This window comes from Burkholderia sp. MSMB1498, assembly GCF_001526245.1.
GTDB lineage: Bacteria > Pseudomonadota > Gammaproteobacteria > Burkholderiales > Burkholderiaceae > Burkholderia > Burkholderia savannae.
On record NZ_LOYJ01000006.1, the window covers coordinates 76,140 to 96,159 of the forward strand.

Annotated in this window: 17 protein-coding genes, 1 pseudogene and 1 riboswitch; of the genes and pseudogenes, 11 read left to right on the forward strand and 7 right to left on the reverse strand. The window is 67.4% G+C overall.

The features are described 5' to 3' along the window. Positions 1-286 precede the first annotated feature (286 nt). The 3 genes from WS91_RS01610 (at position 287) to WS91_RS01620 (ending at position 3,942) form a co-directional block, all read left to right on the forward strand. Positions 287-1,048: a c-type cytochrome gene (locus WS91_RS01610; protein WP_038751964.1), complete on the forward strand. Its 762-nt coding sequence runs from the start codon at positions 287-289 to the stop codon at positions 1,046-1,048. Between the two features lie 19 nt (positions 1,049-1,067). Next, the gene (locus WS91_RS01615) at positions 1,068-2,366 is read left to right on the forward strand and encodes a c-type cytochrome (RefSeq protein ID WP_038751961.1); all 1,299 of its coding nucleotides are present in this window, start codon (positions 1,068-1,070) and stop codon (positions 2,364-2,366) included. 127 nt (positions 2,367-2,493) lie between these two features. After that, positions 2,494-3,942: a DEAD/DEAH box helicase gene (locus tag WS91_RS01620; RefSeq protein WP_038751958.1), complete on the forward strand. Its 1,449-nt coding sequence runs from the start codon at positions 2,494-2,496 to the stop codon at positions 3,940-3,942. A gap of 196 nt (positions 3,943-4,138) precedes the next feature. On the opposite strand, the gene WS91_RS01625 is transcribed toward WS91_RS01620, so the two are convergent. From WS91_RS01625 to WS91_RS01635, 3 genes are all read right to left on the reverse strand, one after another. Continuing rightward, entirely contained in the window at positions 4,139-4,639 is a 501-nt protein-coding gene (locus WS91_RS01625) for a hypothetical protein (protein WP_038751955.1), read from the reverse strand. Positions 4,640-4,975: 336 nt separating this feature from the next. After that, positions 4,976-5,803: a ferritin-like domain-containing protein gene (locus tag WS91_RS01630; RefSeq protein ID WP_038751952.1), complete on the reverse strand. Its 828-nt coding sequence runs from the start codon at positions 5,801-5,803 to the stop codon at positions 4,976-4,978. Positions 5,804-6,100: 297 nt separating this feature from the next. Beyond that, a complete protein-coding gene (locus tag WS91_RS01635) occupies positions 6,101-7,765 on the reverse strand; it encodes a gamma-glutamyltransferase family protein (protein WP_059643976.1) in 1,665 nt (554 codons plus the stop codon). A gap of 239 nt (positions 7,766-8,004) precedes the next feature. Here WS91_RS01635 and WS91_RS01640 point away from each other — a divergent pair, with 239 nt between their 5' ends. Next, positions 8,005-8,784, forward strand: a complete 780-nt coding sequence (locus tag WS91_RS01640) for a DeoR/GlpR family DNA-binding transcription regulator (RefSeq protein WP_038751947.1) — start codon at positions 8,005-8,007, stop codon at positions 8,782-8,784. Positions 8,785-9,104: 320 nt separating this feature from the next. Beyond that, positions 9,105-9,302 (forward strand): phage tail assembly chaperone, encoded by a 198-nt coding sequence (locus WS91_RS01645; RefSeq protein WP_038751987.1) that lies wholly within the window; start codon positions 9,105-9,107, stop codon positions 9,300-9,302. 66 nt (positions 9,303-9,368) lie between these two features. Here the strand turns inward: WS91_RS01645 and WS91_RS01650 are convergent, their stop codons facing one another. Further along, positions 9,369-9,740, reverse strand: a complete 372-nt coding sequence (locus tag WS91_RS01650) for a hypothetical protein (RefSeq protein ID WP_059669626.1) — start codon at positions 9,738-9,740, stop codon at positions 9,369-9,371. Positions 9,741-9,915: 175 nt separating this feature from the next. Here WS91_RS01650 and glpD point away from each other — a divergent pair, with 175 nt between their 5' ends. The 5 genes and pseudogenes from glpD to WS91_RS01675 all read left to right on the forward strand — a co-directional run bounded on the left by glpD (position 9,916) and on the right by WS91_RS01675 (position 15,580). Then, on the forward strand, positions 9,916-11,448 hold the full coding sequence (gene glpD / locus WS91_RS01655; protein ID WP_038751944.1) for a glycerol-3-phosphate dehydrogenase: 1,533 nt from the start codon (positions 9,916-9,918) through the stop codon (positions 11,446-11,448). 103 nt (positions 11,449-11,551) lie between these two features. Next, positions 11,552-13,054 carry a glycerol kinase GlpK gene (gene glpK, locus WS91_RS01660; RefSeq protein WP_038751941.1) on the forward strand — a complete coding sequence of 501 codons (1,503 nt, stop codon included), beginning with the start codon at positions 11,552-11,554 and terminating at the stop codon, positions 13,052-13,054. 112 nt (positions 13,055-13,166) lie between these two features. Continuing rightward, a complete protein-coding gene (locus WS91_RS01665) occupies positions 13,167-13,883 on the forward strand; it encodes an MIP/aquaporin family protein (RefSeq protein WP_038751938.1) in 717 nt (238 codons plus the stop codon). Between the two features lie 151 nt (positions 13,884-14,034). Beyond that, positions 14,035-14,351, forward strand: a pseudogene (locus WS91_RS01670) (EamA family transporter); the annotation flags it as partial. A 542-nt stretch (positions 14,352-14,893) separates the two neighbouring features. Beyond that, the gene (locus tag WS91_RS01675) at positions 14,894-15,580 is read left to right on the forward strand and encodes an HAD family hydrolase (protein WP_038751935.1); all 687 of its coding nucleotides are present in this window, start codon (positions 14,894-14,896) and stop codon (positions 15,578-15,580) included. 70 nt (positions 15,581-15,650) lie between these two features. Here the strand turns inward: WS91_RS01675 and ribB are convergent, their stop codons facing one another. From ribB to WS91_RS01690, 3 genes are all read right to left on the reverse strand, one after another. Then, positions 15,651-16,373 (reverse strand): 3,4-dihydroxy-2-butanone-4-phosphate synthase, encoded by a 723-nt coding sequence (ribB, locus tag WS91_RS01680; RefSeq protein WP_038751933.1) that lies wholly within the window; start codon positions 16,371-16,373, stop codon positions 15,651-15,653. A 138-nt stretch (positions 16,374-16,511) separates the two neighbouring features. After that, positions 16,512-16,660: riboswitch (FMN riboswitch) on the reverse strand. Positions 16,661-16,799: 139 nt separating this feature from the next. Then, positions 16,800-17,468 carry a helix-turn-helix domain-containing protein gene (locus WS91_RS01685; protein WP_038751929.1) on the reverse strand — a complete coding sequence of 223 codons (669 nt, stop codon included), beginning with the start codon at positions 17,466-17,468 and terminating at the stop codon, positions 16,800-16,802. 133 nt (positions 17,469-17,601) lie between these two features. After that, on the reverse strand, positions 17,602-18,774 hold the full coding sequence (locus tag WS91_RS01690; protein WP_059575267.1) for an MFS transporter: 1,173 nt from the start codon (positions 18,772-18,774) through the stop codon (positions 17,602-17,604). 140 nt (positions 18,775-18,914) lie between these two features. Here WS91_RS01690 and WS91_RS01695 point away from each other — a divergent pair, with 140 nt between their 5' ends. Then, positions 18,915-19,847, forward strand: coding sequence for a LysR family transcriptional regulator (locus WS91_RS01695; protein WP_038751924.1), 933 nt, complete (start codon positions 18,915-18,917; stop codon positions 19,845-19,847). Positions 19,848-20,020: the final 173 nt, after the last annotated feature.

Below are 20,020 nucleotides of genomic sequence, written 5' to 3' on the forward strand. Positions count from 1 at the left end.
ATCGGCGCCGGCGCGGCCGGCCGTCCCGACGCCGCGCCCCCGAAGTGTACGGGCTTCGCCGCCGCCTGCGCAGCTTGTCCGACGTTTGGGCGCGTTCGAACCGTCATTCGCGCGTCAAATTGTCGCAACCCGACCGCGGCATGGAACCGTGCCCTCCGCGTCAAATAGCCGCCATTATCCATCGATGATAGAATGCCGCGTCGCAGCAGCCCGGCTGCCTGCCCTCGTTAGTTCTTGCCGTCATGCCGAGCCGATCGGAGCCCGGTCAGGTCCCCGACGAATAACAATGGAGTCCCGTGTGTCTTCTAGACGCCTTTTCCGTCCGCTGCTCGCTGTTGTGTTGATGGGCGCAGCGGGCCTTCTGAGCACTGCGCAAGCGCAAACCAAGCCCATCGAGCCGGCCGCCGCGAAGGCGCCCCTGAAGGCGCCCGACACGATGGCGGAGCGCGTGCGCGGCTGTACGGCCTGTCACGGCACGCACGGGCAGGGCACCGACAACGATTACTTCCCGCGTCTGGCAGGCAAGCCGGCCGAGTACCTGTACAACCAGCTCGTGAATTTCCGCGACGGTCGCCGCAAGTACCCGCCGATGAACTATTTGCTCACGTATCTGAACGACGACTACCTTCGCGAGATCGCGGAGCACTTCTCGCAGCAGCGTCCGCCGTACCCGGCGCCGACGAAGCCGACGGTGCCCGCCGCGGTCGTCGAGCGCGGCAAGCAGCTCGCGCTGCACGGCGATCCGGCGCGCAAGCTGCCCGCGTGCGTCGCGTGCCACGGCACCGCGCTCACCGGCATGCAGCCCGCGATTCCGGGTCTCGTCGGCCTGCATAGCGACTATCTGAGCGCGCAGATCGGCGCTTGGCGTTCGGGCACGCGCCATGCGAAGACACCCGATTGCATGCATGAAATCGCGAGCAAGCTGTCCGACGAGGACGTGACCGCCGTGACCGCGTGGCTCGCCGCGCAGCCGGCGCCCGCCAACCCGGTGCCGGCCCCGGCCCGCTCGATGAAGACTCCGCTCGCCTGCGGCAGCGAACCGCAATAAGGCAAGGGAGACAGACACAATGAAACGCAAGTCCCTGTTTGCACTCTCGGCTGTCGCGATCGTCGCGGCAGCGGCCCTCGTGCCCGTCCTGTGGCCGGGCAACGACACGCTGCACGGCAACGCCGCCGTCGCCGCGACGCCCGCCGACCAGGCCGCGCTCATCAAGAAGGGCGAATATCTCGCGCGCGTCGGCGACTGTATCGCGTGCCACACCGTGCGCGGCGGCAAGTCGTTCGCGGGCGGCCTGCCGATGGCCACGCCGTTCGGCACGATGTACACGCCGAACATCACGCCGGACGATCAGTACGGGATCGGCAAGTGGACATCGGACGATTTCTACCGCGCGATGCACACGGGCCGCTCGAAGGACGGCAGCCTGCTCTATCCGGGCTTCCCGTTCGCGAGCTACACGAAAGTCACGCGCGCGGATTCGGATGCGATCTACGCGTACCTGCGCTCCGTCGCGCCCGTCAACACGCCGAGCCGTCCGCACGAGCTGCGCTTCCCGTTCAACAACCGCAACCTGCTGATCGGCTGGCGCACGCTGTTCTTCAAGGAAGGCGAGTACAAGCCCGATCCGACGAAGTCGGTCGAGTGGAACCGCGGCGCGTATCTCGTCGAAGGCCTCGGCCACTGCTCGATGTGCCACACGTCGATCAACATGATGGGCGGCCCGGTGAGTTCGGCGGCCTTCGCGGGCGGCCTGATTCCGCTGCAGAACTGGTACGCGCCGTCGCTCACGAACGACAAGGAGCTCGGCCTCGGCGACTGGCATGTCCAGGAGCTGTCCAACCTGCTGCAGGCGGGCGTGTCGAACAAGGGCGCGGTGTTCGGCCCGATGGCGGACGTCGTCCACAACAGCCTGCAGTACATGACGGACGAGGACACGCGCGCGATGTCGACTTACCTGAAGTCGATCCCGCAGAAGGCCGAAGCGCCGAAGAACATGCAGTACGAGCCGTCGAAGCAGTTCGGCACGACGCTGCTCGAGCAGGGCAAGAAGATCTACGCGGACAACTGCGCGACCTGCCACGGCGCGCAGGGCGAAGGCAAGCCGACCGCTTACCCGCCGCTCGCGCAGAACCGTTCGATCATGATGGAATCGGCCGTGAACCCGATCCGCATGGTGCTGAACGGCGGCTACCCGCCGAGCACGTTCAAGAATCCGCGTCCGTATGGGATGCCGCCGTTCGCGCAGTCGCTGTCGAACCAGGAAGTCGCGGCGGTTGTCACGTACATCCGGATGTCGTGGGGCAACAACGGTTCGCCGGTTTCGCCGCAACAGGTGAGCGACCTGCGTTCCGCGCCTCTCGACTGAGTATCGGGTGACGCTAACGGGGCGCGGCTGCGGGAAACCGCGGCCGCGCCCTTTTGTTTTTCCGGCGACGTCCGTTTTCCGCGCGGGCCGCGCGAGGACGCCGCCTCATCAATAATCAAGAGTATCTATGTCTTTCGCATCTCTCGGCCTCGCCGAACCGCTCGTGCGGGCCGTCAACGAACTGGGCTACACGCAGCCCACGCCAATCCAGGCTCAGGCCATTCCCGCCGTGCTGGGCGGCGGCGACCTCCTCGCCGGCGCGCAGACGGGCACCGGCAAGACCGCCGGCTTCACGCTGCCGATCCTGCAACGCCTCCACGCGTTCTACGGCGAAAACCGCAACGCGCGCCGCGCGGTGCGCGCGCTCATCCTCACGCCGACGCGCGAGCTCGCCGCGCAAGTCGAGGAAAGCGTGCGCGCGTACAGCAAGTACGTGAAGCTGCGCTCGACCGTGATGTTCGGCGGCGTCAGCATCAATCCGCAGATCGACGCGTTGAAGCGCGGCGTCGACATCGTCGTCGCGACGCCGGGGCGCCTGCTCGATCACATGCAGCAAAAAACGATCGACGTGTCGAGCCTCGACATCCTCGTGCTCGACGAGGCGGACCGGATGCTCGACATGGGCTTCATCCACGACATCAAGCGTGTGCTCGCGCGGCTGCCGGCGAAGCGCCAGAACCTGCTGTTCTCCGCCACCTTCTCCGACGAGATCAAATCCCTCGCGGACAGCCTGCTCGACTCGCCGGCGCTCATCGAAGTCGCGCGCCGCAACACGACGGCCGAGACGATCGCGCAGAAGATCCACCCGGTCGATCGCGACCGCAAGCGCGAGCTGCTCACGCATCTGATCCGCAAGCACAACTGGTTCCAGGTGCTCGTGTTCACGCGCACGAAGCACGGCGCGAACCGGCTCGCCGAGCAGCTGACGAAGGACGGCATCAGCGCGATGGCGATCCACGGCAACAAGAGCCAGTCGGCGCGCACGCGCGCCCTCGCCGAATTCAAGAGCAGCACGCTGCAGGTGCTCGTCGCGACCGACATCGCCGCGCGCGGAATCGACATCGACCAGTTGCCGCACGTCGTCAACTTCGATCTGCCGAACGTCCCCGAGGACTACGTGCACCGGATCGGCCGCACCGGCCGGGCGGGCGCGAACGGCGAGGCGGTGTCGCTCGTGTGCGTCGACGAGAAGCAACTGCTGCGCGACATCGAACGGCTCATCAAGCGCGAGATTCCGCAGGAAGTGATCCCGGGCTTCGAGCCGGACCCGAACGCGAAGCCCGAGCCGATCCAGCGTCGCGGACAGCGCGGCGGCAACAGTGGCGGCAGCGGCAATGACGGTAGCGGCGCAGGCAACGGCGGCCGCGGCAATCGCTCGCCGCGCGCGGCGAGCCAGCCGCAGGCGCAGCAAGGTCAACCCGCCGCGCGACGCGACGGTGGTGCGCAGGCGAAGACCGCCAAGCCGCAGCAGGCACGCGGCGGCAACGGCCGCCCGGCGGGCAACGGCAATTCGAACGGCGGCGGCACGCATGCGAACCGCAGCCGTTCGTCGCGCAGCGGCCAGCGCGGCCGCTGAGCATCGGCATGCGTGGCGGGGCCGCGCGTCGAAGCGCCTCGCCTCGCCTCGCCTCGCCTCGCGTCACGTCACGTCGCGTCGCGTCGCGTCACGTCACGTCACGTCACGTCGACCAACATCATGCCGCCTTCCCGCCTCCCCGCGCGCGGCCCAAGTGTTCGCGTCATCTGCTTTCGGCGCGCGGCCCGCACGTCGTTCAACGCCTGAGCTGCGCGATCTGCCGCGCCCAGCGCGCGAGCACGGCGGGCGCGTCGGCTCGCGCGAGCTCGAACGCGATCCCCGTCGTGAGGCGCGCATAGCCGACCCGCTGCGCTTCGCCGTCGACGAGCGCGGCGACGAAGCGCGCGAGTCCGTCGTCGGTCGAATCGGATGAATCGATGCGCAAGCGCGCCTGATGGAACGCGCCGTCGGCGACGAACGTGAGCGTCGCGTCGGGATGCGCGGCGAGCGCGCGCGCCGCGCGTGACTGCGGCCACAGTGAGAAGCGCAGCGACCGCGCATCGGGCGCATAGAGCTCGCCCGCGCTCAGCAGCGTCGTGCGCGGCTGCGGCGGATCGACATCGCGATCGACGACCACGAGCGCAGCGGCAAACCCCGCCTTGCGCGCGAGATCGTCGCCGTCGAACAGCGCGAGCGCCGCGCGCGGCCACGCGTCATACGTCGTCCGTTCGAGAGTGCGTCGGTGCGAATCGGTCACGGTGTGCTCTCCTGCTGCGTGTCGTGTCGAACGAAACCCTCAGCATACCGCGCGACGCGTTGCCAGCGCTCAGGGCTAGTTCACGCTGATAACGGGCTTGCGCCGGCCGCCGGAAGGGCCGCGCGCAAGGATTGCGACGAAGCGAATACTCGACGTATTCGCAAGGAGCATGACGCAGCGATCGGCTCTTCTGGCGGCCAGCCCCTCGAAGGATTTCTTCGATCACGGGAACGTGCCCGTGCGCCCGCATTGCGGCGTCGTTCGTCGTCGCAATAGCACCCTTGCCCTGCGGGCGCAAAGGCACGTTCGCAAGCCCGTTATCAGCGTGAACTAGCCCTAACGGAAGAACACGTGCTGCGTGAGCTTCGTCAGCGGATAGTGGACGCCCGGCTGGATCTTCGCGGGCAAGTCGAGCGGCTTGAGCAGCATCTTCACGCACATGTCGGCGGACAGGTTGCGCCTCACGAGCGCGTTCACGCGCGCGGTCCGCTCGCGGCAATACGCGGAATCGCCCACACGTTCCGGGTAGCGGATCGCGAACACGTGCCGCAGCGCGATCTCCGAATCCTCGTTCTTGATCTCGAGCACGCGCCGCATCAGCGCGCCGAGCACCGCGAGCCGGCCGTTGCCCTCGACCTTGTTGTACTTCTTGAAGTAGCGGAAGAAATGCTTGTAATGGCGGACTTCGTCGGTGCGGATGTTGTCGGTGATTTCCTTGAGCACGGGCTCGTCCGAGCATTCGTTGATCGCGCGATAGAGCGTCGCCGTGCCCGTCTCGACGACGCAACGCGCGACCATCTCGAGCGCGCGCGTCTTCTCGAACGCTTCGAGCGAACAGGTCTTCGAATACTCTTCGAAGAAATTCGCGAATGCGAGATCCCAATCGAATTCCGGCCACACGTGCGCGATATACGCCTTCAATGCGCGGCCGTGCTGCAATTCCTCGTGTTCCCATTCGGCGTTGAGCCATGCCGACACTTCGGGATCGCCGTCGAAGAATTGGCTCAAATTGCTCGTGTAAAGATCGGAGCCGCTCTCGATGAACGACGCCGCGCACAGCAGCAGCAACAGATCCTCGTTCGCCGCGGCGCGTTGACGGTCGATGCGCGTCAAGTCGATGTCTTCGATGCGCCAGGGCATCTCGTGCGTGGTATCAGCCAACATGTTTCGCGCTCCCAAACGCCGCCTCGCATTCGCGACGGACCGCGCCGCGCGCGATTCCGCCGGTTGCGGCGCGTTGAAATCGGTTATTCGACATGTCCGGCCATCTTAGCCGGACTTTTTCGATCGTGCTTCGAAGCACTGACCTTAACCGGCAATCGCAGTTCCACGGCGACTATCACGCAATATTAGACGCGTAATTCGAAAAGGCGAGCGATATGGAAAGCGAAAGCCTCTTTTGAAATGCCTTTCGATATCGTTTCGCCCGCAACGGACATTGCAGGTGACGCGCGCGGCGCGTCAAAAGCCCGCCGCGAGACCGTCTCGCCGGCTGTCGCTCGCCGCGACGTAGCCCCGATCGGGCTCGTCGCGATCGAGCCGCCAGATGAACTGCCCGGACCCGAAGTCCATGTACGGATCGTCGATCGCCTGGATCGTGTGACCGCGCGCGGCAAGCGAATCGACGACCGATGCGTCGAGCGTCGATTCGACGTCGAGCGTGAACGACCGGCTTACCTTCCAGCGCGGCGCGTCGCACGCGGCCTGCGGCTGCTGGCCGTAGCCGAGCATCCGCACGATCGTCTGCAGATGGCCTTGCGGCTGCATGTCGCCGCCCATCACGCCGAAGCTCATCGCCGCGTGCCGCACGCCCTCGACCTGCTGCGTGACGAACGCCGGGATGATCGTATGGAACGGCCGCTTGCCGCCCGCGACGACGTTCGGCGACGCCGGATTCATCGAGAATCCGCAGCCGCGGTTCTGCAACGCGATCCCCGTGCCCGGCACGACGAGGCCCGAGCCGAAGCCCATGTAGTTGGACTGAATGAAGCTCACCATCATGCCGCGCTCGTCGGCCGCGGACAAATAGATCGTACCGCCCGCGCGCGGCATGCCGAACGTGAAGTGCGTCGCCCGCCTGACGTCGATCAGCTTCGCACGCGCGTCGAGATACGCGTCGTCGAGCATCTGCGCGGGCGTGACCTCCATCGCGCGCGGATCGGCGACGTAGCGGTAGACGTCGGCGAACGCGAGCTTCATCGCCTCGATCTGCACGTGCTGCGAATCCGCCGAGTCGAGCGGCAGATCGTCGAGATCGAAGCGCTCCATGATGCCGAGCGCGATCAGCGCGGCGATCCCCTGCCCGTTCGGCGGGATCTCGTGCACCGTGTAGCCGCGGTAGTCCTTGCCGATCGGCTCGACCCACTCGGGCCGGTATGCGCGCAGGTCGGCGGCGCTCAGCGCGCCGCCGCCTTCGCGGAAGAACGCGGCGATCGCGTCGGCGATGCTGCCTTCGTAGAACGCGCGCGCGCCTTGCGCCGCGATCGTGCGCAGCGTCTTCGCGTGGTCGGGCAGCCGCAGCAGCTCGCTCGTCTCGGGCGCGCGGCCGCGCGGCATGAAAGCCTGCGCGAAGCCCGGCTGATCCTTCAGCTCGGGCACGGCGGCCGCCCACTTGTGCGCGACGATCGCGGCGACCGCGTGCCCGCGCTCCGCGAGTTCGATCGCCGGCTCGAGCAGATCGGCGAACGGCAGCGAGCCGAACTTCGCGTGCAGCGCCTCCCAGCCGGCGATCACGCCGGGCACCGTCACGGTGTCCCAGCCGCGCGTCGGCTGTCGCGCGAGGCCGTTGCCCGCCTCGCCGTGCCGGCGGCGGAAATAATCGACGTTCCATGCGGCGGGCGCGACGCCCGACGCGTTCAGGCCGTGCAGCTTCGCGCCGTCCCAGACGAGCGCGAACGCATCGCCGCCGAGGCCGCACGACACCGGCTCGACCACGGTGATCGCGGCCGCCGCGGCGATCGCCGCATCGATCGCGTTGCCGCCCTTCCACAGCATCCTGAGCCCCGCCTGCGCGGCGAGCGGATGCGAAGTCGAGACTACGTTGCGCGCGAACACCGGCACGCGCGTCGTCGGATACGGGTTGCGCCACGAGAACGTCGCGCCGGGCGGTTTCGAATGAAGATTCATCTCAGGCCAACGGTAAAGAGGATCGAAACAAACATTCCAGCGCGAATACGCGGCCCCGACAAATTCATTTGTCACATGAATTGATGCGGGAACGACATGAATCGAGTCTAGACCGAGATCGGCCCGCGTGCGCGGCGGCATGCGCCGCCCGCCCGTCGAATCGGCGCGAACAGCCCTTACAATGCGAAATGGCCGCCTCCAGTGCCCCGTCCCATCGAGCCGAATCGAAACCCGCGAACATGACACGAGACCCCCGCCTCACCCTGAACGCACGTCAGCAGGAATTGCTCGAATGGGTGCAGCGCGACGGCTTCGTCACTGTCGACGATCTCGCCGCCCATTTCAACGTGACGCCGCAGACGATCCGCCGCGACGTCAACTGGCTCGCCGACCTGAACCTGCTGCGCCGCTACCACGGCGGCGCGAGCCTGCCCACGAGCTCGGAGAACGTGTCGTACACCGCGCGCCAGCGGATGTTCCACGACGAGAAGCGCAAGATCGCCGCGCTCGCCGCGTCGCACATCCCCGATCAGGCGTCGCTCTTCATCAACCTCGGCACGACGACCGAGGAGGTCGCGCGCGCGCTCAACCGGCATCGCGGCCTGCACGTCATCACGAACAACCTGAATGTCGCGAGCATGATGAGCGGCTATCCGGAATGCGAGGTGCTGATCACGGGCGGCATCGTGCGGCCTTGGGACAAGGGCATCGTCGGCGAGCTCGCGATCGACTTCATCCGCCAGTTCAGGGTCGACTACGCGATCATCGGCACCTCGTCGATCGAAAACGACGGCACGCTGCGCGACTTCGACACGCGCGAGGTGCGCGTCGCCGAGGCGATCATCCAGCACGCGCGCACCGTCTACCTCGTCACCGACCATTCGAAGTTCGGCCGCCCGGCGCTCGTGCGCCAGGGGCATCTGAGCCAGATCCACGCGCTCTTCACCGACAAGCCGCTTCCCGACGAGATGGCCGACACGATCGCGCAGGCGGGCACGCAGGTCTACGTCGCCGACTGACCGGGCGGCCGCGCGAGCGGCACCGCGCATTGCTGCGCCGCACCCAAAACTTCAAGTGAAATCAAGGAATTGGCGCACCGTCGCAACCGCCTGACGAATTTCTTGATGTCAATCAGAAAATTATCGGGGTGCGATTTGTAGATGCCGGCTCGCTTGACTACACTCCAAATCCCCGGCGCGGTTGCGCGCTCGGCGCAACCGGGGCGACGTCGTCAATAACGCCAAGGCCGGGACAGCGGCTTTCCCCCCACGCCTTCCCTTGCTGGGTCACTCGACCGGACATTTGCGCCCGGGACAGTACGGTTGTCATGGAGAGAACGATGCTAAGTCCGCATGAATTCGCCACGCTGTTGCTTGTGAAGGATGCCCCCGACCAAGCCGACATGGACCGCGACGAACTCGACGCGCTGCTCGAGCGGCAGCTCGTGAAGCTGGAATCGCTCGGCTCCGGCAGGAAATACTGCGTCACCGAAATCGGCGACGCGGCCTTGCGATCGATCAAGCTCCGTTATTCGTGATGTTCCGGCCGAACGGGCGCGGCCAGTGCCAGGCGGCGCCCGTTCGGCCCACTCCTCTGCCGTCTTTCAACTGCCGCGCAGCGACGGGTCTACCGCCGCCCGCCAGCTGAGCGCTTGCGCGCGCGCGTCGTTGAGATAGCTCACCCAGCGGCTTCGTTCAGCCGGGTCGGCGTTCGTCCCGAGCGCCGCGTGGCGCTGCGCAAGTTCGTTTTCGAACGCGCAGAAGCGCGCATCGGTCAGCTTGCCGTGTCGCTTCGCGACCCACGCATCGAATGCCGCCGAATAGACGGCCTGCGCGTCGTCGCCGTAGTCCCGCACGTCGCCGCAAGTCCGCTGCAGCTCGGAAAACGACGGCCCGCCCCAGCTACCGAACATCGCCGGCCCGCCCACACATCCGGCCAGCAGCGCGAGCGCGCCCGCCGTGATCATCGTACGCATGTGCATCCCCTCGCTCGTTGGTCATGCGCCAGTATCGTCCCAGAGCGTGCGCTGCGCCACCCGACCCTCAAAAGCGAACTTTACTTTTTCGATTGTGTTCGTTAAATTTCGAATGCGAACATTTCTGGTTCGCTCATTTTCTATTACACGAACATACGAACGGTAGGATCAGCGGGTGACTCAACAGAATCGTTACGATCTGCTCGTCGTCGGCGGCGGGATCAACGGCGCGGGCATCGCGCGCGACGCGGCCGGCCGCGGCCTGTCGGTACTCCTCTGCGAGCAGGACGACCTCGCGTCGCACACCTCCTCGTCGAGCACGAAGCTGATCCACGGCGGTCTGCGCTATCTCGAGTACAAGGAATTCGGGCTCGTGCGCAAGGCGCTGCAGGAGCGCGAGACGCTGTTGCGCGCGGCGCCGCACATCATATGGCCGCTGCGCTTCGTGATGCCGCACATGCCGAACCTGCGCCCCGCATGGCTCATCCGCATCGGCCTGTTCCTGTACGACCATCTCGCGAAGCGCGAGCTGCTGCCCGGCTCGCGCGGCATCGTCATGCGCCGCCACCCCGCGGGCGCGCCGCTCGTCGATTCGATCAAGCGCGGCTTCGTCTACTCGGACGGCTGGGTCGACGACGCGCGGCTCGTCGTGCTGAACGCGCTCGACGCGCAGGAGCGCGGCGCGCGCATCCTCACGCGCACGAAGCTCGTGTCGGCGGAGCGCCGCGACGGGCAATGGCACGCGCGGCTGCAGCGCGCCGACGGCACGACGCTCGACGTGCGCGCCCGCGCGGTTGCGAACGCGGCCGGCCCGTGGGTCGGCGACGTGCTGCACGGCGCGCTCGGCCGCGGCGCGCAGCACAGCGTGCGGCTCGTGAAGGGCAGCCACATCGTCACGCGGCGCCTGTTCGATCACGACCACGCCTACATCTTCCAGAATCCGGACAAGCGGATCATCTTCGCGATTCCGTACGAGCGCGACTTCACGCTGATCGGCACGACCGACGTCGAATATCACGACGATCCGTCGCGCGTCGCCATCGACCGCGACGAAACGCGCTACCTGTGCGAGTCGATCAATCGCTACTTCAAGCGTAAGATCTCGCCCGCCGACGTGTGCTGGACCTATTCCGGCGTGCGCCCGCTCCTCGAGGACGAGAACGCGGACAACCCGTCCGCCGTCACGCGCGACTATCGCCTCGAGATGGACGGCGGCGAAGGCGCGCCGCTGCTGTCGGTGTTCGGCGGCAAGATCACGACGTTCCGCAAGCTCGCCGAGGAAGCGACCGACATGCTGGGCGGCATGCTCGGCGCATCGCGCGGCGCGTGGACGGCGGGCGTGCCGCTGCCTGGCGGCGACATCGCCGATGCGCGCTTCGCGCCGTTCGCCGAAGCGTTCGCGAAACGTCATCCGTGGTTGCCCGCCGCGCTCGCGCGCCGCTATGCGCGCGCGTACGGCACGCGCGCCGAGCGCGTGATCGGCGACGCGAAATCGCTCGCCGCGCTCGGCGCCGAGCTCGCGCCCGGTCTTTACGAAGCGGAATTGCGTTATCTGCGCGACGCCGAATGGGCGAGCTGCGCGGACGACGTGCTGTGGCGGCGTTCGAAGCTCGGTCTGCATGTCGCGCCGGGCACGCTCGACACCGTGACGGCCGCGCTCGACGCCTGGTTCGGCGCCGCGCGCGAAGCGGCGAGCGCCGTGCACTGACCGGCGCGTCGACGCCGGCGGCAACGAACGACGACAGGAAACATCAGGAACGCGCCGCGCCCGCGGCGCGTATCACAACTACGTACGGATGGAGATGAGACACATGCAGGATCAGTACATCCTCGCGCTCGACCAGGGCACGACCAGCTCCCGCGCCATGCTATTCGATCGACAAGGCAACATCGTGTCGATCGCGCAGAAGGAATTCGAGCAAATTTATCCGCAGCCGGGCTGGGTCGAGCACGACCCGCAGGAGATCTGGTCGACGCAGGCGGGCGTCGCGGCGGAAGCCGTCACGCGGGTCGGCCTGAACGGCACGGCGATCGCCGCGATCGGCATCACGAACCAGCGCGAGACGACGATCGTCTGGGATCGCGAGACGGGCCACCCGATCTACAACGCGATCGTCTGGCAGGACCGCCGCACCGCCGATTTCTGCGACCAGCTCAAGGAGCAGGGCCTGAGCGAGAAGGTCCGCGCGAAGACCGGCCTGCCGATCGATTCGTACTTCTCGGCGACCAAGATCCGCTGGATTCTCGACAACGTCGAAGGCGCGCGCGAGAAGGCGCGCCAGGGCAAGCTCGCGTTCGGCACGGTCGACAGCTGGCTCGTCTGGAACTTCACGAAGCACGAGCTGCACGTGACCGACGTGACGAACGCATCGCGCACGATGCTCTTCAACATCCATACGCTCGACTGGGACGACGAGCTCCTCGACGCGCTCGAGATTCCGCGCAACATGCTGCCGGAAGTGCGGCCGTCGTCCGAGATCTACGGGCCGACGAAGACGACGGTGTTCGCCTCGAAGATTCCGCTCGCGGGCATCGCGGGCGACCAGCAGGCCGCCCTCTTCGGCCAGATGTGCACGACCTCCGGCATGGTGAAGAACACCTACGGCACCGGCTGCTTCCTGATGATGAACACCGGCGAGAAGCCGATCGAATCGCGGAACAATCTCGTCACGACGATCGCGTGGCAGGTGGACGGCAAGGTCAACTACGCGCTCGAAGGCAGCATCTTCATCGCGGGCGCGGTCGTGCAATGGCTGCGCGACGGGCTCGGGATCATCAAGAGCGCGTCGGAGATCGAGGCGCTCGCGGGCGGCGTGCCGCACACGGACGGCGTCTATCTCGTGCCCGCGTTCGCCGGCCTCGGCGCGCCGCACTGGAACGCGCGCGCCCGCGGGTCGCTCTTCGGCGTCACGCGCGGCACGACGTCCGCGCACCTCGCGCGCGCGGCGCTCGATTCGATCGCGTATCAGTCGCTCGACGTGCTGAAGGCGATGGAAGCCGATTCGGGCATCCGGATCGGCGAGCTGCGCGTCGACGGCGGCGCGAGCGCGAACAACCTGCTGATGCAGTTCCAGGCCGATCTGCTCGGCGTCGACGCGGTGCGTCCGCGCATCACCGAGACGACCGCGCTCGGCGCCGCGTATCTCGCGGGCCTCGCGATCGGCTACTGGCAGAACGTCGACGAACTGCACAGCCAATGGCAGCTCGAGCGCCGCTTCGCGCCGTCGATGCAGAGCGATCAGGTCAGCACGTGCCTCGCCGGCTGGCAGCGCGCGGTGCGCGCGGCGAAGGCGTGGGCGGACGACACGCACTGAGCAACATCGTTCGGCATCCGTATCAAAAGCAATTCGACAATCACATTCACAACAATCAGGCGGGCCGCGCGACGCAAGCCGCGAGCCCGCCATACCGGTAGAGAGACACATCATGTCACCATATATCGCGGAGTTCATCGGCACGGCTCTCCTCGTGCTGCTCGGCAACGGCGCCGTTGCGAACGTGTTGCTCGCGAAGACCAAAGGCAAAGGCGCCGACCTCATCGTCATCGTGATGGGCTGGGCGATGGCGGTATTCGTCGCGGTCTACGTGACCGCATCGTTCTCCGGCGCGCATTTGAATCCGATCGTCACGATCAGCCTCGCGCTCGCGGGCAAGTTCGCATGGGCGAAGGTGGGCGGCTACATCGTGTCGCAGATGCTGGGCGGCATGGCGGGCGCGTTCCTCGTATGGCTCGCGTATCGCCAGCACTTCGCGAAGGAAGCCGATCCCGATCTGAAGCTCGCCGCATTCTGCACGGCGCCCGCGATCCGCAGCGTCACGCACAACGTGCTGACCGAGGCGATCTGCACGTTCGTGCTGATCCTCGGCGTGCTGTATCTCGCGTCGCCGCAAGTCGGCCTCGGCGCGCTCGACGCGCTGCCCGTCGGCCTGCTCGTGCTCGGCATCGGCATCTCGCTCGGCGGCCCGACGGGCTACGCGATGAGCCCCGCGCGCGACCTGTCGCCGCGCATCATGCACGCGCTGCTGCCGATTCCCGGCAAGCGCGACAGCGACTGGCGCTATGCGTGGGTGCCGGTGCTCGGGCCGCTCGTCGGCGGCGTGCTCGCGGCGAACCTGTATCTGTATCTGCATACGGCGCACTGAGCGCAGCGTCGCATGCCGCCGCGCGCTCGCCGCGGCCCCGGCCCCCTCGCCCGGCAACGAGCGAGGGGGTTTTCAATTGGCGTGAGCCGAATCGGGGCGGGGCGGGCCGAGCCGGTTCGGAATCCTTCGAAAGCGCCCCCCATCTATCCGGATCTGCTACCTGACGGCCGTCGCGATCCTGTTCGCGGCGCTCGCCCGCGCGCGCAACCTGTCCGCGCCGCCCGGCTCGATCGTGCCGCTGGCCCTGTCGATCAGCGTATTCAGCCTGGTCGGCTTCTTCTCGCTCGCGTACGGCTCGACGGCAGGCCACGTCGCGATCGTCACCGTGCTCAGCTCGCTCGCGAGCGGCTTCATGGCGCTGCTCGGCTTCTTCGTGCGCGGCGAGCGGCCGAGTGCGCTGCAATGGGTCGGCATTGCGGCATTCACGTCGGCGTCGTGATGCTGAAGAGCACGCCGCAAGCGCTCGCAGTTCGAGCGGCTCGGGCCGATCGGCCCGATCGGCCCGGCCGAGCCTCGCGTCGACGGCGCGGCGCGAGCATCAAGGGCATGCGGCTGCGTGCCGCCGGGCCCGCGACAGGCAGCCGCACGACGCGACGATGATCGGCACCCGCGCGGCTCGCGCGCGGACGTGAACGTGCGAGCCTGCATCGATCATGCGTCCGTCGATTCGACATCGACATCGACATCGACATCGACACGACGCGCCACGCCGCACCGCGCGCCGGGAGCATGGCCCCCTGCCCGCCCCTCGCCGCCGCTTGCTTCACGCTCGCTCGCCGCTTTGCGTCCGCATTACCTCGCGGGAAATCGCGCAGCGTCACGAGCGTCGGCGCGGAGCCTCGCCCTCGCTGCCGCGCGCTCGCCCGCACCAACGCATGCGAACACGAACGAGCGCCGCGCGACCCACGCAACGTGTCGCACCATGATTCGCGCCGACGAGCCGCGCCCCGCCGCGACAAAGCACGTATCATGATGCTTCGTCGCCTCGTCCCATTTTTCGTTGTTTTCCTATGCTCGACCACCTCATTTGCGACTGCGACGGCGTGCTCGTCGACAGCGAAGTGATCGCCGATCGCGTGCTGTTCGACACGCTGTCGGCCACGTTTCCCGCGATCGATTTCACGGTCGACGCGAAAGCCGCGTTCGGCCAGCAGACTTCGCGCTTTCTCGCGGGCCTCGAAGCGCGCCACGGCATTGCGATGCCGGCGAATTTCCTCGATACGATCGAGCACAACATCGAGATCGGCCTTGCGCAGTGGCTCGCGCCGATCGCCGGCGTGCGCGACGCGCTGTCGAAGATCGCGCTGCCCGCGGCCGTCGTGTCGAACAGCCGGCTCGAGCGCGTGCGCAACTCGCTCAAGCGCGCGGCGCTCACGGACGTGTTCGGCGAGCGCGTGTTCAGCGCCGAGCAGGTCGCTCGGCCGAAGCCCTATCCGGACGTGTATCTGCACGCGGCGCGCACGCTCGGCGTCGAGCCGGCGCGCTGCGTCGTCGTCGAGGACAGCGTGTCGGGGCTGAACGCGGCGCGCGCGGCGGGCATGAAGACGATCGCGTTCGTCGGCGCGAGCCACATTCCCGGCGGCTACGAAGACGCACTGCGCAAAATGGGGATCACGCGCATCATGCGCTCGATGGACGAGCTGCCCGCGCTCGTCGAGGCGGGCTTGCGCGGCGAATTCGGCGGCGTGCAGTCGTAGTCGCGCAACGTCGCTTCGCGCGCGGCGCGGCTCGCCCGCCGCACGCTGTCGCCGAGCAAACCGGAATCGATCAGGCAACGTCCTCGCAGCACGCGTCGCGTTCGCGCGCGGCCGCGAGCCGCTCGCGGAATTCGACGAGCTCGGCGATCGTCAGCATCGGCAGCCCGTGCTGCGCGGCGAAGCGCTCGACGTCGGCGCCGCGCGTCATCGTGCCGTCCGGATTCATCAGCTCGCACAGCACGCCCGCGGGCTCGAGCCCGGCCAGGATCGCGAGATCGACGGTGCCCTCGGTATGGCCTCGCCGCGCGAGCACGCCGCCCGGCGCCGCGCGCAGCGGAAACACGTGGCCGGGGCGCACGATGTCGTGCGGCAACGCGCCGTCGGCGATCGCCGCGCGAATCGTCGTCACGCGATCGGCGGCCGACACGCCTGTCGTCACGCCGACGCGCGCCTCGATCGACACCGTGAACGCGGTGCCGTTCTTGCTTTCGTTCAATTGCGCCATCGGCGGCAGCTCGAGCGCGCGCACCTTTTCGTCGGTCAGGCACAGGCACACGATGCCGCTGCACTCGCGGATCAGCAGCGCCATCGTCTCGTCGGTGAGACGCTCGGCGGCGACGATCAAATCGGCTTCGTTCTCGCGGTCGTCGTCGTCCTGCAGCACGACCGCGCGCCCTTCGCGCAGCGCGGCGAGCGCGGCGGCAATGCGCGGCGGCACCGGTTCGGCGTCGAGCAACGGGAGATCGGAGAAAGCGTCGGCGGGCGCCGACTTCGAAGGCAACGGAAACGACATGATATGAAACGCTCCTCGCGGAAAAAATGGGGCGAAAAACGTTTCAGGGCTTAGCAAACAGACAGCGCGACACCGCTTCCGCGCCGCGCGGACGACGCCGCGCGCGCAGCGGACGAGGCCTGGCGCACATGACCATCTGCACATCTTCTCTCATCCGGACTATGACCGTCGGCTCTGGCATCGGACCAGATCTGCTGACCCCACGCATTGCGCGGGCGCTCGCGGGCTCGCCGGCAACATGCCGGCCTACCGCCGGTGGGGAATTTCACCCCGCCCTGAAGACGCACTGATTGCCGGACGAACCGGCCGGTGAAGCATACAACACCTGCGGACGCGCCGCAGCGAGAAGCCGACAAGACCCTACTGACGAATCCGTCTAAACCGTGCTAGACCGCGACGCGCGAGCGTGCGCCGCAACGCTCGGCGTCACGCCGGCACGTGCCAGCGCGGCGGCACTTCGGCGTTGACCGTCACGCGAAACGCACGCGCCTCGGTATCGCCGGGGTTGCGCAGCGTGTACGGCTGATCGGCGTCGAACACGATCGCGTCGCCCGTCGCGAGCAACTGGCGCCGATCGTGGATGCTGACTTCGAGCGTGCCTTCGCTGACGACGAGATTCACGCTCGTGCCGGGTGCGCGCGACGCGCCCGGCTCGGTGTGCAGCGGCGCGATCCGCAGCTCGTGGAATTCGGCGACCGCGGGCTCGCCTTCCGGATACAGCGCGCGCGCGGAGAAGCGCCCGTTCGAGCTGACGACGCGCACCGCGCGCTCGGCGCTCAGATGCTCGAAACCATTGACCGCATGACGCCGCAGGAACGCGGCCACCGACACCTTCAGCGCGGCCGCGACCTTGCAGAGCACCTTGATCGACGGCACGCTGCGCGCCGATTCGATCTGCGCGAGCATCGCCCGCGACACGCCCGAGAGCCGCGCGAGCGCATCGAGCGACAACTGGCGCTCCGCGCGCAGGCGCGCGAGATTCACGCCGACGAGCCGCTCGAGCGCATCGAACGACTCGTACGACGCGTCGGCATCGGCCGCCGAGGCGGCATCCGGTGAAGACACATCGCGCACGAGCGCCAACGGAGAATGCATGACGTTGCCTCCAGGGCCAAAGCAAGCCCAACGGTTTCAGATGAGCCAAAGACTAACATCCGCTCGGGGGCCGTCAAACAAAGTTATCTTCACACTGTTATCAGGATCGCAGAGGACGGCGTTCCGCGATGCGTCATTGCGCCGTTGCGGCCGCACCCTGTGAGACCCGCGTATCGAGCCGCGCGGCGAGCACGGTGACCGCGAGCGCGGCGAGCGTGACGACGGCCGCGACCCACGGCAGCGCGTCGAGCGGCATGCCGTGCGACAGCGCGACGCCGCCCAGCCACGCGCCGCCCGCATTGCCGACGTTGAACGCGCCGATATTGAGCGTCGACGCGAGATTCGGCGCATGCGCGGCTTTCTCGACCACCCGCGACTGCAGCGGAGGAACCGTCGCGAAAGCAGCGATCCCCCACACGAACACGGTAACGGCGGCCGCGACGGGCAGATGGCTCGTCTTCGCGAACACCGCCATCACGGCGACGAGCGCGACGAGGATCGCGATCAGCGACGGCATCAGCGCGCGGTCCGCGAGCCTGCCGCCGATCGTGTTGCCGATCGTGAGCCCGACGCCGAACAGCACGAGAACGAGCGACACCGCGTGCGGCGAGAAGCGCGTCACGTCCTCGAGGATCGGCGCGATGTACGTGAACACGACGAACACGCCGCCGAAGCCGAGCACCGTCATCATGAGCGCGAGCCACACCTGCGGCTCCTTCAGCACGCGCAGCTCGCGGCCGAGCGCGACGCCCGCCGCATCGCGCTGCTTCGGCACGAGCGCGGCGACGCCGGCGAACGACGCGACGCCGAGCGCCGCGACGATCCAGAACGTCGCGCGCCAGCCGAGCGTCTGGCCGACGAAGGTGCCGAACGGCACGCCGAGCACGTTCGCGAGCGTGAGCCCCGTGAACATCAGCGCGATGGCGCTTGCGCGCTTGTCGGCGCTCACGAGCGACGCGGCGACGACCGCGCCGATGCCGAAGAACGAGCCGTGCGCGAACGACGTGACTACGCGCGCGATCATCAGCATCCCGTAGCTTTGCGCGACCGCGCACAGCACGTTGCCGACGATGAAGATCGCCATCAGCAGTTGCAGCGCCGCCTTGCGCGGCATTCTGCTGGTGAGCACGGCGAGCAGCGGCGCGCCCGCGGCGACGCCGAGCGCATAGCCGCTGACGAGGAGGCCCGCGGACGGCAGCGTGACCGCGAGATCGCGCGCGACGTCGGGCAAGAGGCCCATGATGACGAATTCGGTGGTACCGATGGCGAACGCGCTGATCGCGAGCGCGAGTAACGGTAGAGGCATGAGACGCTCCGGTGCGGGATGCGGCGCGACTCATGCGGCACCGCATCAAAAAACTGACGAGCGCGCATTGTCCCGAATCAGAAGAATTTTGATAATTGGCGTAGCATTTGAATCATTTTCAAAAAATATCTGAAAATCGCATGGATCGATTGGGCGACATCCGCTTGTTCGTCGAGGCTGCCGAGCTCGGCAGCCTGTCGGCCGCCGGGCGCAAGCTGAACCTGACGCCCGCCGCCGCGAGCGCGCGGCTCGCGAAGCTGGAGGCGCAGGTGTCGACGCGCCTCTTCGAGCGCTCGACGCGGCGGCTGCGGCTCACCGACGAGGGCCGCCTGTACCTGAACTGCTGCCGGCAGGCGCTGCAGGCACTCGACGACGCCGACGCGATGCTTCAGGAAGGCCGCAACGTCGTGAGCGGCAAGGTGCGGCTGTCGTCGACGTCGGATTTCGGGCGCAATCAGCTGCTCGACTGGCTCGACGAATTCAACGCGCGCTATCCCGACGTGACGTTCTCCGTGACGGCGTCGGATTCGTCGTCGAACCTCTGGCAGGACGAGATCGATCTCGCGATCCGCTTCGCCGCGCCGCCCGACGGCGCGCTGATCGCGCGGCGGCTCGCGGCGAACCGGCGCGTGCTGTGCGCGTCGCCCGCGTTCATCGGCAAGCACGGCGCGCCGAAAGACCCACTCGATCTGGCCCGCTTTCCGTGCAACGTGATCACGATCGCGTCGGGGCCGCTCAACGTGTGGCGCTTCACGCGCGGCGACGACACGCAGACCTACACGGTGCCGCTCGCGAACGCGCACGAGACGAACGACGGCGGCCTCACGCGCGAATGGACGATTCGCGGCTACGGCATCGCGCTGAAATCGATCTGGGACATCGCGGCCGACGTGCGCGCGGGGCGGCTCAAGGTGCTGCTGCCCGAGTGGCGGCACCACGACGCGCCGCTGCACGCGATCTATCACGGCAAGCGCTACATGGCGCCGCGCGTGCGAGTGCTGCTCGATTTTCTCGTCGAGCGCTTCGCGCAGGAGGAAAAGGCGCTCGAGGGTCTGCTGAACGCGTGCCGGTGACGCGGGGCGCACGCCGCTTCGGCGCTTTGGCGCTTTGGCGCTTTGGCGCTTTGGCGCTTTGGCACTTTGGCACTTTGGCACTTTGGCACTTTGGCACTTTGGCACTTTGGCACTTTGGCACTTTGGCACTTTGGCACTTCGGCACTTTGGCACTTTGGCACTTTGGCACTTTG

Bases quoted from the DNA above. Each gene is read 5' to 3' on its own strand.
- WS91_RS01650 (WP_059669626.1), bottom strand. From the start codon at position 9,740: ATGCGTACGATGATCACGGCGGGCGCGCTCGCGCTGCTGGCCGGATGT.
- WS91_RS01630 (WP_038751952.1), bottom strand. From the start codon at position 5,803: ATGTTGGCTGATACCACGCACGAGATGCCCTGGCGCATCGAAGACATC.
- WS91_RS01615 (WP_038751961.1), top strand. From the start codon at position 1,068: ATGAAACGCAAGTCCCTGTTTGCACTCTCGGCTGTCGCGATCGTCGCG.
- ribB (WP_038751933.1), bottom strand. From the start codon at position 16,373: ATGTCGTTTCCGTTGCCTTCGAAGTCGGCGCCCGCCGACGCTTTCTCC.
- WS91_RS01640 (WP_038751947.1), top strand. From the start codon at position 8,005: ATGACACGAGACCCCCGCCTCACCCTGAACGCACGTCAGCAGGAATTG.
- WS91_RS01645 (WP_038751987.1), top strand. From the start codon at position 9,105: ATGCTAAGTCCGCATGAATTCGCCACGCTGTTGCTTGTGAAGGATGCC.
- WS91_RS01665 (WP_038751938.1), top strand. From the start codon at position 13,167: ATGTCACCATATATCGCGGAGTTCATCGGCACGGCTCTCCTCGTGCTG.
- WS91_RS01635 (WP_059643976.1), bottom strand. From the start codon at position 7,765: ATGAATCTTCATTCGAAACCGCCCGGCGCGACGTTCTCGTGGCGCAAC.
- WS91_RS01695 (WP_038751924.1), top strand. From the start codon at position 18,915: ATGGATCGATTGGGCGACATCCGCTTGTTCGTCGAGGCTGCCGAGCTC.
- WS91_RS01675 (WP_038751935.1), top strand. From the start codon at position 14,894: ATGCTCGACCACCTCATTTGCGACTGCGACGGCGTGCTCGTCGACAGC.
- WS91_RS01620 (WP_038751958.1), top strand. From the start codon at position 2,494: ATGTCTTTCGCATCTCTCGGCCTCGCCGAACCGCTCGTGCGGGCCGTC.
- glpK (WP_038751941.1), top strand. From the start codon at position 11,552: ATGCAGGATCAGTACATCCTCGCGCTCGACCAGGGCACGACCAGCTCC.
- WS91_RS01685 (WP_038751929.1), bottom strand. From the start codon at position 17,468: ATGCATTCTCCGTTGGCGCTCGTGCGCGATGTGTCTTCACCGGATGCC.
- WS91_RS01610 (WP_038751964.1), top strand. From the start codon at position 287: ATGGAGTCCCGTGTGTCTTCTAGACGCCTTTTCCGTCCGCTGCTCGCT.
- WS91_RS01690 (WP_059575267.1), bottom strand. From the start codon at position 18,774: ATGCCTCTACCGTTACTCGCGCTCGCGATCAGCGCGTTCGCCATCGGT.